The 12411-nt window shown below is 33.8% G+C and carries 9 protein-coding genes; 2 read left to right on the top strand and 7 right to left on the bottom strand.

The features are described 5' to 3' along the window. Positions 1-61: 61 nt before the first annotated feature. Together ACUXEY_RS01460 and ACUXEY_RS01455 are read right to left on the bottom strand one after the other, a co-directional pair. On the bottom strand, positions 62-1552 hold the full coding sequence (locus ACUXEY_RS01460; RefSeq protein ID WP_461300040.1) for a class I adenylate-forming enzyme family protein: 1491 nt from the start codon (positions 1550-1552) through the stop codon (positions 62-64). A 142-nt stretch (positions 1553-1694) separates the two neighbouring features. Then, entirely contained in the window at positions 1695-2228 is a 534-nt protein-coding gene (locus ACUXEY_RS01455; protein WP_120451104.1) for an NAD(P)H-dependent oxidoreductase, read from the bottom strand. 124 nt (positions 2229-2352) lie between these two features. Between ACUXEY_RS01455 and ACUXEY_RS01450 the strand changes: the two genes are divergently transcribed. Both ACUXEY_RS01450 and ACUXEY_RS01445 read left to right on the top strand, forming a co-directional pair. After that, the gene (locus ACUXEY_RS01450) at positions 2353-2676 is read left to right on the top strand and encodes a winged helix-turn-helix transcriptional regulator (RefSeq protein ID WP_001072966.1); all 324 of its coding nucleotides are present in this window, start codon (positions 2353-2355) and stop codon (positions 2674-2676) included. Positions 2677-3835: 1159 nt separating this feature from the next. Then, positions 3836-5293 carry an FAD-dependent oxidoreductase gene (locus ACUXEY_RS01445; RefSeq protein ID WP_376904173.1) on the top strand — a complete coding sequence of 486 codons (1458 nt, stop codon included), beginning with the start codon at positions 3836-3838 and terminating at the stop codon, positions 5291-5293. 222 nt (positions 5294-5515) lie between these two features. Here ACUXEY_RS01445 and ACUXEY_RS01440 read toward each other — a convergent pair whose 3' ends face one another. The 5 genes from ACUXEY_RS01440 to sigI form a co-directional block, all read right to left on the bottom strand. Continuing rightward, positions 5516-5896, bottom strand: a complete 381-nt coding sequence (locus ACUXEY_RS01440) for a hypothetical protein (RefSeq protein WP_461299902.1) — start codon at positions 5894-5896, stop codon at positions 5516-5518. A gap of 377 nt (positions 5897-6273) precedes the next feature. Further along, the gene (locus ACUXEY_RS01435; protein WP_075309502.1) at positions 6274-6540 is read right to left on the bottom strand and encodes an ArsR/SmtB family transcription factor; all 267 of its coding nucleotides are present in this window, start codon (positions 6538-6540) and stop codon (positions 6274-6276) included. A gap of 227 nt (positions 6541-6767) precedes the next feature. Then, positions 6768-10115 (bottom strand): glycosyltransferase, encoded by a 3348-nt coding sequence (locus tag ACUXEY_RS01430; protein ID WP_461299901.1) that lies wholly within the window; start codon positions 10113-10115, stop codon positions 6768-6770. Positions 10116-10295: 180 nt separating this feature from the next. Further along, positions 10296-11624, bottom strand: coding sequence for an anti-sigma factor domain-containing protein (locus ACUXEY_RS01425; protein WP_461299900.1), 1329 nt, complete (start codon positions 11622-11624; stop codon positions 10296-10298). Continuing rightward, the gene (gene sigI / locus ACUXEY_RS01420) at positions 11614-12336 is read right to left on the bottom strand and encodes an RNA polymerase sigma factor SigI (protein WP_461299899.1); all 723 of its coding nucleotides are present in this window, start codon (positions 12334-12336) and stop codon (positions 11614-11616) included. Before sigI ends, ACUXEY_RS01425 begins: the two co-directional genes overlap by 11 nt. Between the last annotated feature and the right edge of the window lie 75 nt (positions 12337-12411).

Here is a 12411-nt window from a genome sequence, read left to right as displayed (position 1 = left end):
ATAAACAAAAAATCCAGTCATGCACACCGCATAACTGGATTCTTCACCATCTAATAACTTTTTATTTTACAAGTACACCCTCTCTTAATTCCCTCTTCAACACTTTCCCTAAAGCATTTTTCGGTAATTCTTCCATAAATATAACTTCTGGTATTTTATAACTTGCTAATTTTTCTTTACAGTGTTGTATAATTTCTTCTTCTGTTAAGGACGTTTGCATATCTTTTACAATATACGCTGTCGGAACCTCACCCCAAAAGTCATCCGGAACCCCAACTACTGCAACTTCTAAAACACCATGTATTTCATGAATAACATCTTCTACTTGATCTGGATATACGTTGTCACCACCGCGTATGATAACGTCTTTATATCTTCCCATAATATGCAGGAATCCTTCATCATCTATCATGCCAGCATCACCCATGTTAAACCAATTATCTTTTACGACCTTCTGTGTCGCCTTTTCATTATTCCAATACCCTTTAAACATGTATGGACTTCTTACATGAATCTCTCCAACTTCATTTGTTTTGAGTTCATCACCTGTTTCTGGATGAACAATTTTCACCTCTACATTTTTCAAGGCTTTTCCTACAGAAGACATCTTTTCTTTTCCCATCATTGGATGCCATGAAGTTACAACCCAACCTTCTGTACTCCCATATCCTTGCACCATATATATTCCTTTTTCCATATATTTTTGAATAAGTGTTTCTGGCACTTTTGTACCACCGCTTTGCGCTACTTTAAAAGTTGAAATGTTTCGTTCCTTTTTATTTAGCTCATCAAGCATGTAGCTATAAACAGCTGGAAACGCAAGCATCGTCGTAATTTTCTCTTCTTCAATCTTATCCCAAATGAGAGTAGGATTCGAATTAGCTAAGAAAATCATCGTAACGCCATGATAAATGCAATTTAAAATAGAAAGCACGCCACTCATATGGAACAATGGATGCACGGATAAAAAGCGTTCACCTGCTGGAATTTCTCTTTGGCCCGCAATTTCAGCAAAATAATGATGTAAGTTTTTATGTCCAATGACACATGCCTTCGCCTGTCCAGTCGTTCCTGAAGTAAATAAGTAAATCGCATCATCATCTTCATGAACTTCTACGTTCGGCTCTGTACTTGGCTGTTCTTGTAATGTTAATTCAAATGAACCAAAGCCTTCTTTTGTCGTTTTCATTACATAAGGAATTTCTTTAACAGCATCAATCTTTAAAGCTTCATGAAATTCTTCATCAATAACTAACACTTTTAATTTCGCTTCTTTTACAATCGTTTCTAATTCATAAGCAGTAAGCTGATGATTTAGTGGAATACATACCGCTCCAATTTTTAAACTTGCCATCATAACGCTTGGAAACGGATGATTATTTTTGCATAGTATTCCAATACGATCTCCTCTTTGTACACCGCTTTGTAACAAATAGTGTGCAAGCTGATTTACTCGTTCATTGTACTGCTGAAACGAATACCTTTTCTCTCCCCCTACAAGGGCTTCTAAATTTGGTGATTGCATTGCTCTTTTTTGTAATAATTTTTGCATCGTTCTCAAGTAAAACTCCCCTTTATATATGTTAGGTTTTTTATTTTACCAGATTAACTATTAATTTACTAAAGATTACACTTAGTGAATATAAATTTAATAAAAATAGCCATCTACTTAACAAGTAAATGGCTATTCCCTCTTATATATTAGAATACTCCTTATTCATCACATATCGTACATACTCCGGTGCGCTTTTATCAATCTCTTCATCACTTAATTTATATTCAGCACCGTATAAATAAAACGAAGGTATAAATTTCATATCTGTATATAAGCACGTAGCTTGAAATGGTTTCGTTAATTCATCCATTGTGATTCCGCTATTTTCATAGTCTTTTTCTAATCCACCTATAGAAATAGCTACCCCAAACTCTTTCCCCTTCACTTTATCTCCTTTTGATCCGTAAGCAAATCCATATGTTAATACATCGTCAAACCATTTTTTTAATAATGGTGGTGAGCTGTACCAGTATAGCGGAAATTGAAATATATATCGGTCGTGTTCTACTAACAGCTTTTGCTCTTCTTCAATATTAAACTCCCAATTTGGTGCCACTTTATATAATTCATGCACCGTAATTTCATCCGAATATTTCTCAAGTTCTTCAATCCATCTTTTATTAATTTTTGATTTTTCAATATCAGGATGTGCTACAATTACAAGTGTTTTCATCATCTTCCATCCCCTTTATAAATTATTCAAACCTTTACGTATTAGTATGAATGAGTCACATATAATTGAAAAGTACGTACTTTAAAGTGCTATAGGAACCTTAAAGTACCTGTGGAGGTGTTATATGAATCAAAATGATGACTGCCCAATTGCAACGACACTTGATGTAATCGGCGGAAAATGGAAAGTTCATATTTTATGTGTGTTAATGGATGGAAAAATGCGAACAAGTGAAATCCGACGAGAAATCCCAAACATTACGCAAAAAGTTCTGACTCAACAACTTCGGCAACTTGAAGCTGATGGGATTATCCATCGTACTGTATATCAAGAAGTACCACCAAAGGTTGAGTACACAATAAGCGAATATGGGAAATCTTTAATGCAAATTATGGATGAACTATGTGAATGGGGAAAAGATCATCAAATGAAAAGGTTACATGACTAAAAGAACATTACCGTCTTTATTAAATCTGATACATTCATATTAGTAGTTTAATATTTCTACTGAAATGTTATATTAGAGAGACTCCAACAACTCGTAATTTAGAACCCCAAATCTTTCAGAAGTAAAAACCAATAACATTCATCTATAAATACTCTTTATAACAAAAATATCTTATACTTTTCACCTTATATTTAACTCGGACACTTTTTATTAATTGAACCGCATCCTAGTTGTTAGACATATAGTCAACAATTTGAGATGTGGTTTTATTAGTCGATTAACAGCTCTCATCAACTTTAATAATCATGACTGCAGACAAAATACTTTGCAAAGAGTTCCTGTACAAGGTGTTTTTTCACATAGACTTACCAAATAGCATTTTTATAAAAAACTTCTCACATTTAAATTGGACAAGCATATTTTATTATATGGGGACTCCCTACTCATAGAAAACTACCTTTCTATTCTAAGAGCACGCATATTTGTGTGCTCTTAAATTATTTACAATAAAATAAAGAGTTTATTAATTTTCTTAATTCACTATTGGAAAAGTACCCATAATAATAATATCTTTATATTTATCTATTGTTTTTTGATTTTTATAAAACTATATTATTTTGGAGTTGGTTAATACGTTACAAAAAACTGACCGTGTAATCATTATGGTCCCTCCATTTTCACAAGTGTTTGTTACATTTTACTCATCATCAGGAGAACTTCTTTCATCACAAGTCTTATCTAATACCTCTCCACATCCTGTATCAATGTATGCACTTAATGAAATTGAAAGCGAATTATTTGAAGTCGAGTTAAAACCACTACTACTTCATTAAAACTACGAATAGCGGAAAGACCTTTACAACTCCCACATGGAACTATAGCAGTAGCATTTTTAGCAAAAATAGCACAAGCAGAAGAAGCTGCAGCCTTTAATGCAAACGCCATTACATATCAATGCTACCCAATGGCTACTGCTGCAGACACGCTATATAGCTTTAACTACACACTTACTATGTAGACTTCTCCTAGGAACTTCATTTTAGTTTCCAAGGAAACTAAAATGAAGTATAATTATATATGTACAATAGATAGCATTTATAAATCTATTTACAATTTTTCACATTAGCTCTTAAACAATTAAATAAATGGAGGGCATGATATGGACAATTATTATGATGTAGCGGTAGTTGGTGGTGGTCCAGTTGGGCTTATGGCAGCATGTGAATTAGCTATCCAAGGCGTAAAAGTTGTTGTTTTAGAGAGAAGATTAGACCGGGTACGAAATTCTAGAGCACTCACACTACACCCCCGTTCCTTAGAATTGATGGCTATGAGAGGTATTGCAGATCGATTTTTAGCTAGAGGAAAGAAATTAAATACAAGTCATTTTGCTGCCTTAGATACAAGATTAAACTTTAAAAATTTAAATACTGATTTTCCGTATACACTTTTTATTCCCCAATCTATTACAGAAGAAATATTAGAAGAACATGCATTAGAATTAGGTGTAGTCATTAAACGCGGGCATACTCTGAAAGACTTAAAACAATATGAAACATTCGTACAACTAGAAATAGAACAAAGAGAAACAATATATAAAATAGAAGTTCCATATGTAATAGGAGCTGATGGAGCAAGAAGTATAGTTCGTGAATTATCAAATATACCGTTTAATGGAACAAACACAACAACTACTGCTATATTAGGTGATGTTATTTTAGAAGATATACCAGATACTCCATTTTTATCTACTTCTAATATAAATGGGATATTAATGATGGTACCTATTACACCTGATGTATTTCGTTTTGCAATTGTTGATCCTAAGAATCAGACAATACCCGTTCATGTTGCTGTTACAGAAAAAGAGTTTATAGACAGTATTTATAGTATTACAGGTGAATATCTTCAAATTAAGAACGCAATATGGCTTTCTCGCTTTGGTAATGCAACCAAACTAGCAAATACTTATCAACATAAGCGTGTATTCTTAGCTGGGGATGCAGCACATATTCATTTCCCTGCTGGAGGACAAGGTTTGAATGTAGGTCTACAAGATGCTTTTAATATAGGCTGGAAATTAGGACTCGCAATAAAACAAAAAAAATATGAAAGTCTATTAGAAAGTTATCATATTGAAAGACATGCTGTGGGAAAACAATTTTTCAAGGAAGTACAAGCGCAAGAACAATTAATGATAAACTTTTCAAACGCAGGAATGGAATTAAGGGATTTATTTTCGCACTTACTTACATATCCCGAGATAAATCACGATTTATCTGAAAGAGTAAGTGGGTTAGGGGTAATGTATTCATCGATGCACGATACAGAAAGACATCCATTGATAGGAAAAAGATGTACAAATCTCACTATTTCTTCTCTAAATAAGAAAAGTTATAAACTCTTTGAATTAATGAAAGATGGTAACTTTATTTTATTAATACACCCTTCTTATATAGATAAGATAAATAAAATGAATATTGATTCGCACATAAAGGTAGTTGTAGGAGAAATACAAGATTCCGAGTTAAAAAATATAGATACCATTTTGATTCGACCAGATGGTCACATTGCCGACATTGAGTATACCAAGATAGATAACTGGGAATATTCCTGAAAAACGATTATCAATCGTATTAGTGATACAATATAAATTCACTTTTATAAAACGAAAAGAATCCTATTTATTTAAGATTCTTTTCGTTTTGCCCATCTCACTATTTATAAAAACATGTCCACAAGGGAAAAATATTAAACTTACAGTTAACTATAAAATTCCGCTCTGATGTACTACAAAAAACTCCCACCTACATACTCTCATAATCAAAAATATTTTTCTCTATTTCATATAAAGTATGATAAGCATCCATAAAGATAAAGCACAAAGGATAGCAAGCACTATACGAGTAGATAGTACCCTTACTTCGAAATCGGTTTTCTTGGATGGTTCAGGATATGCAATTACATAAATCCCTTTTAATAGTGCGAGCCATGCAATAAGTGTAATGAGCCCCTGCCAATTAAGTGTCCAAACATTATGTAGGATAACAGTACCTAACCCGAGGAAAATTGATAGAAAGCCATATATAATTCCAAATCCTCTGTCTTCTACCACTAATTTTTTCAGTTCACGTAGTATAGATGGTCGCACAAAAAGTATTCCTGAGATGATAACCGTTATCCACCCCCAAAAAAACCCTAAAAAAAAGCTTGCCTCCATTGTTACTCCACTCCTTTCAATTACATTTATATTTCAGTTATTTTCCCTTTAGTATTAGATCTATAGATAAAAAACTAAAAATGTAACTTTGGAGCAAAGTCGTACTCTTTATAAAATATTTCATGTGTACATTAATAATCCTTCACCTTACTAATTTTTAATAAAATAATATTAAATTTAACAAGGTGAAGATCATACAATAGTATTAAATAAAATAATCTAGAAGTATAACAAATTAATAACCAGTCTACTACATACAACTTATGTTAATAAGAAAATCACATACACTTATACATATTACTTTTGTATAGAATCTTAAAAATTGTAGTCACAGAATTACTTTAGCATCCTCTTCTTAATGTCTAAACAATCAGCTTTTAAACTAAACATGCTAATATTGATTTTGTACGCTTATCAGTTACCTCATAATAAATTTCTAACCCTTTCCGAGTACCTGTAACAACTTTAGTAGCTTTTAGTTTTGATAAATGTTGACTAATTGTACTTTGAGGCATTTGTAACATTTCATACATTGTCGTTACGTTAATAGGACCTTTTGCAAGCATTATTTTTACTAATGATAAACGGACAGGATGTGCTAATACCTTTAATACCTCAGTGATTTCTTCATACATTTCTTTCATATTTTTCTCCCCTTTTATATAAATATTATTGATATCCATATATATAATTCGAAAGGAGATATGATTTTGTGTCCGTCATTTTAAAAAAATATAAAAAAATTTTTTCCGAAACTAAAGGAGTATCTTCACATAATGTCTCACTATTAGAACTCTTATAGATACAGATGTATGTACTCTACACTCAGCTCACTAAAATCAATAAAAAAGAGAGCAGATAACCCGCTCTCTTAAGATGCCTCCTTATGTTCCGTAGAATGTTCTACACTTCCCATTCTCTTTAGCTTATTCCAACCTACCGCTACGCCTCGAATAGATGAGAATATAGATTTAATGACAACATAAGTCATAAATTGACGATAAATAAAGCGTTGTAAAATTAACCACACTAACGGTTTAGGGTCCTCTTTCTCTAATTTAAATGCAAACAGAGATGCAAAAAGGTCTAATAAAAAGAATACAAGATAAAACCCTAACACTTTTAGCGGATTGCTACCAAACAGCCCCATAATCATTAAAATATCTGCAAAAGGAGCAATGAATTGCAGAACATATTGGAATAACCACATGTTAGGCAATGCAATAAATCCTAACGTTTTATGTTTTGTATGAAACACTGCTTTTCGATGTTTCCAAAGACATTGGAGTGTACCATATGACCAACGATATCGCTGTTTAATGAGACTTTTCACATCTTCAGGTGATTCCGTAAAAGCATAGGCCTTTTCTTCATATACAATTTTATATCCTTGACGTAAAAATGTAATAGTAAGATCCGTATCTTCTGCTAACGTATCCTCACTTAAATATCCAGATTCAACTACATTTTTTTTACGCCATGCTCCAATAGCTCCTGGAACTACTGTAATACAATTTAACTCATCAAAAGCTCTACGTTCTAAATTAAACCCGGTAATATACTCAACATGTTGCCAAGTAGTTAACAAGTTTCGTCTATTTCCCACTTTGACATTACCTGAAACTGCCGCTACATTCTGATTTTCAAAGTGTCTAATCATGAGAGAAATAGCGTCTTGCGCAATAATAGTATCCGCATCTAAAGTGACAATAATCTCTCCTCGAGATTGTTGAAACCCTAGGTTCATTGCCGATGATTTCCCGCCGTTTTCTTTCTGAATGAAACGAACTTTAGGGTGTTTATAAAATGTTTCTTGCATTACTTTTGACGTACCATCTGTCGATCCGTCATCCACAACAATAACTTCAAATTCTCCATACTTACTATCCAAAATTGAGCGAATTGTCTTAGCTATCACCTTTTCTTCATTATATGCTGCTATGACAACACTAACAAAAGGTTGGTAGGACGAATTAATAGAGCGAGATAACGTTTTTCTTTTTTGCTTCCATGCAAAATAAATTAAGAATAAGAATCGAAAAATCCCTAATCCAATAGCAATATAAAAAATAGTTGTTAATATATGTTTAAAGTATCCCGCCCCTGAAAAGACAGCTTTATTGTAAAGTAAATATTGCTCACCCTCAGAAGAAACTGGGGGCATAATTTCATCTCGTTCTTTATTCATTAAATCTGAAATTGTTACAAAACTATATCCATGCTTTTTAAGCTCTTTAATAATGATCGGCAACGCCTCTACCGTATGGGTACGATTCCCTCCCGCATCATGGAGAAGAATAATATTTCCCTCTCCCTTATAAACGGGATTAAGAGCACGCTTTACTAATTCATTAGTTGATGGTGTTGCCCAGTCCTCAGGATCCACTTTTTCTGCTACCATTGTATAGTTCATATTTTGTGCCCGTAAAATAGGCAATATTTCATTTGAGGAATCCGGGTTAGCATCCGCTTCGTATGGTGGCCTAAACAAAACTGTAGAATGCCCAGTTATTTCCTGGATCAGACGTTGCGTCGTATTAAGTTCTACTTTTGTTCGTAGTAAAGACGTATCAGCTACGTTAGGATGCTTGAAAGTATGATTGCCAATTTCATGCCCTTCATCGTATATTCTTTTTACAATACTAGGATTTAGTTGCGCGTTTTCACCAAGGACAAAAAAAGCAGCTTTTATTTTATTCTCTTTTAATATATCTAAAATTTCCGGCGTATATTTCGGGTCTGGTCCATCATCAAATGTTAATACTACTTGTTTCCCTTTCGGTTTTCCATATCGTTGCACTTCGTATGCAGATGGTAAAGATTGATATACTTCATCTGTAAGATAACCATCTTTGCCTACTTTAAAATCTCTCAATCCATTTTGCTTTTCATTCTCAATCTGTAAAATTTCACCTTGTCCAGAATAATTCACTTCATCTAAACTAGTGATTTTATGTAATACATCAGGATTTTTTTGTGCCTCAATCGGATTTTTTAAAACTTTCCATATTGTAGGATCTTCTGCTCCTAATCTCCATAACGCAAACCCCTTTGCATTGTTGTCCATTGCGATTTTCACTTGATTATAGAGAGTAACACTGTCTAAGAACCAAGCAGTATGTTCTTTCTCTCCTGTTTTATATCTAAAATAAGGATTTCCACTCATGTTATCCCATTGAATTTTCATATTGGAATCATTCGCCATTGTCATAACTTCTGAAAAAGTTAAAGACTTCGCAGGTTTTTTACTATTTACTTCCCAATCATATCCGTAGTTACCGAAAGCAACTATAAGTTTATTAGACGGAATATTCAGTTCATTCAATGTATGTTGGAACCACTTATTTGAAGCAATTGGTCCTGGTTCCCCCGCTCCATAGTGCTCATCGTACATCATTACAATCATACGATCTATTATTTTTGCTAATGCACCATAATCAAAAGCCTTATCATTAGCTGGAACATCTTGTGTAACGAGCAAATCATGTTTATGAAAGACCGTAGTAAGTTCTTTCATAAAATTTGTTAAGTTTTCTCTATCACTTTCAGGTACGGCCTCAAAGTCAATATTAATACCTGAAAACTGATTCTTTTCAACTTGTTTTACTAAATCATTAATAAATTTCGTCTTCACATCATTCGGCGAATTCAATAACTTATGAATAAGCTCACTATCAGGTCCAGAAGCTTTTTCTGTATAGTTAGTAAGTAACGGCATAATTTTCACACGATTTTTTTGCGCTAGTTTTACAATCTCTGGTTTTATCTCACTTCTAATCGTTAAATCTTCTTTTAAATGATACCATTCTGGTACTAACGTGGTTAATGAATCAATATTTTCTTTTAAAGACGCTGTACTATTTTCATCCCAATTTACATAAAAACCATACACTTCTTTAGGTTGTTTACTATCGTTCGTCGGATTTACCAAATTTTTATTATCCTTCATTTCGGTACTTGGTTTGACTTCTTCCTTCTTTAACTGCTCGTCACTAAGCTTTTGATTAATTGGTACAAGTTTCGTATCTTGTTTTACAGTAGGATTCATATTTGGAATTTCTGGTGTTGTAAAAATACTTTGAAAGAAAAAATAAAATACAATACTTACGCTAACTATTGAGATACATAGAAACGAGATAAAAGCTATGTTTCTCCTTCCTTTCGGATCATAAAAAATAGGTTTTGATTTATCTTTCTCTTGTTGAATGTTTTTCTCCATTATATTCCTCACATACTCCTTCTTAATAGAACTATAGAATAATAAAGTGCAACTTTAAGCAGCCCAACTCCCACCTAACTTCTTTGCCCCAGCCAAATTTTGAGATGGGAGTTTTACTGCCCGCAATAGCGAGATAACTCCTTTTCGCTTTAAAATGAATCTCCCACTTCCATATTTCTATTAATTCTTCTTTTCATTCCCTTGCTGGTGCCCTCTATTCTCTTGTTGAGACCCCCTACCATTGTTCCCTTGCCCGTTTCCAACATTCTCTTTCTGGGATCCTCTTCCGTTGTTACCTTGCTCATTCCCATTATTCCCCTGTTGGGATCCTCTTCCATTGTTACCTTGCTCATTCCCATTATTCCCTTGTTGGGATCCTCTTCCATTGTCCCCTTGCTGATTTCCATTATTCCCTTGTTGGGATCCTCTTCCGTTGTTACCTTGCTCATTCCCATTATTCCCCTGTTGGGATCCTCTTCCATTGTTACCTTGCTGATTTCCATTATTCCCTTGTTGGAATCCTCTTCCATTGTTACCTTGCTGATTTCCATTATTCCCTTGTTGGGATCCTCTTCCATTGTTACCTTGCTCATTCTCATTATTTCCTTGTTGGGATCCTCTATTTTCTTGCTGAGATCCTCTTCCGTTATTTCCTTGCTGTTGTCCATTATTTTCTTTTATTTGCCTAGATGGCTGTTCCTCTGTTTTCTTTTGTTCTTGATGTTCTGGCTTCTCATATTTTTTGTCTTTTACAGAAGACAAATCTGGTGATACATAAGGAGATGACTCCGGCTGTGATTGCACTTCTTCTTCGTTTTCCACCGGATTAGACGGCGTGGCAGGAGGCGTAAGCGGTTTATTCTTCTCATTCTCTTGCTTTATATAAACCCCTGTCCCAATTCCTGCTTTCTTGGCATTCTCGCGTACTTGCATCGTACTGGTTTGATATACGACTGTAACATGTTTTATCGCATACTCTTTCTTTAATTCCTGCATAGCCTTTTCCAACTGTGGTTCAAGCAACTTGTCCTTTGCAACAGCTGTTAACATAACTTCCTTATCATTCGTTAAGTACTTATCTTCTTGACTCAGCTTTATAATAGTACGTATTACGTCTTGCACATGTTTATTTTCCCATTGCTTCATTTCTTTTAAAATACGCCTTCCATCATCATTACAAGCTCGCAAATCTATAACACGAAGATCCTTCGTTACGCTCGCCTCTAAACTTGGATTTATATCAACTGAAACATAAGCAAAAGCTTTTTCTTCCGGTTGGTTGTAGAAAAACAGAAACACACATAGACAACAAGTAACAAGTATTGATGCAGGCTTTAAAAAAGGAGGCATTGTAAAACGCGGTGACCTTTGTTCTTCTTCATCAAACGAGATTTCCTCCCCAACCATGTAAGAGTGCGCTTTTCTTTTAAACGTAATAAACTCTCCATTTGGAGTTAATACAACTACGTTATGTTTTTTTATATCCATTACAATTCCTTTATTCATCATTCTTCCCCCCTCTTATGTAATCAAGAATATATGTATAGTTGTTTGCAAAGATAATACACATTGCAATAATGTATTTTCTATGTCGCTCCAACGTTTTACGACTTACCCTAACACGCGGTTCAATATGTTTAAGCGGTAATTTTTTCTTTCGGAACAGCTCTTCCATCATTTCCTCTTCTTTTATAATAATCTTCACAATCTCTATTAAGTGTTCACGCGTATCACGATGCTTAGGAGATTCTTTAGCAAGCTCTGAAAATGTGATTTTAAACTCAGCTAACACAGTTTGAAAATGAAGAATTTCCTCCTTACGGTTACTATTTTCCATCTCTTTCATATACTCCGTAAGTGATACTTGCATTTCTAACATTTCCTCTTGCTCATCTTCTTTTAAAAAGACAAGGTTATGCTTTGACTCCTTGCGTATATAGTCAATTACATCTCTTTTTATAAGAAGATCAGCAAACGCTAGAAAAGATTTCCCCTTTTTATATGAATACTTTTCTATTGCTTCATTAAATGCAAACAATCCAATACTATATTCATCATCCTGTTCTGTAATATATCGGCGGCAGACAGACGAGATTGATTTTCTAATAAACGGCTGATACTGCACGATAAAAGCTTCTTTATCTTCTTCGTTATTTTGTATGTTACATACGATATCTTCTATTTTTGGTTTTCTTAAGATCTTCATTACTAAACTCAACACTTGTAATCTCCCAGCCTCCTTCACATAGCAAAATGGTCACTAAACAAGTGACCATTCAACCACATTTTGTTAGTA

It is taken from the genome of Bacillus sp. F9_6S_D1_P_5 (assembly GCF_054823925.1).
The sequence above is the reverse complement of the archived record's forward strand: the minus strand, read 5'-3'. Positions and strand labels throughout refer to the sequence as shown.

Excerpts from the sequence above, each read along its gene's own strand:
- ACUXEY_RS01425 (WP_461299900.1), bottom strand. The coding sequence starts at position 11,624 with ATGATGAATAAAGGAATTGTAATGGATATAAAAAAACATAACGTAGTT.
- ACUXEY_RS01445 (WP_376904173.1), top strand. The coding sequence starts at position 3,836 with ATGGACAATTATTATGATGTAGCGGTAGTTGGTGGTGGTCCAGTTGGG.
- ACUXEY_RS01430 (WP_461299901.1), bottom strand. The coding sequence starts at position 10,115 with ATGGAGAAAAACATTCAACAAGAGAAAGATAAATCAAAACCTATTTTT.
- ACUXEY_RS01440 (WP_461299902.1), bottom strand. The coding sequence starts at position 5,896 with ATGGAGGCAAGCTTTTTTTTAGGGTTTTTTTGGGGGTGGATAACGGTT.
- ACUXEY_RS01450 (WP_001072966.1), top strand. The coding sequence starts at position 2,353 with ATGAATCAAAATGATGACTGCCCAATTGCAACGACACTTGATGTAATC.
- ACUXEY_RS01455 (WP_120451104.1), bottom strand. The coding sequence starts at position 2,228 with ATGAAAACACTTGTAATTGTAGCACATCCTGATATTGAAAAATCAAAA.
- ACUXEY_RS01460 (WP_461300040.1), bottom strand. The coding sequence starts at position 1,552 with ATGCAAAAATTATTACAAAAAAGAGCAATGCAATCACCAAATTTAGAA.
- ACUXEY_RS01435 (WP_075309502.1), bottom strand. The coding sequence starts at position 6,540 with ATGAAAGAAATGTATGAAGAAATCACTGAGGTATTAAAGGTATTAGCA.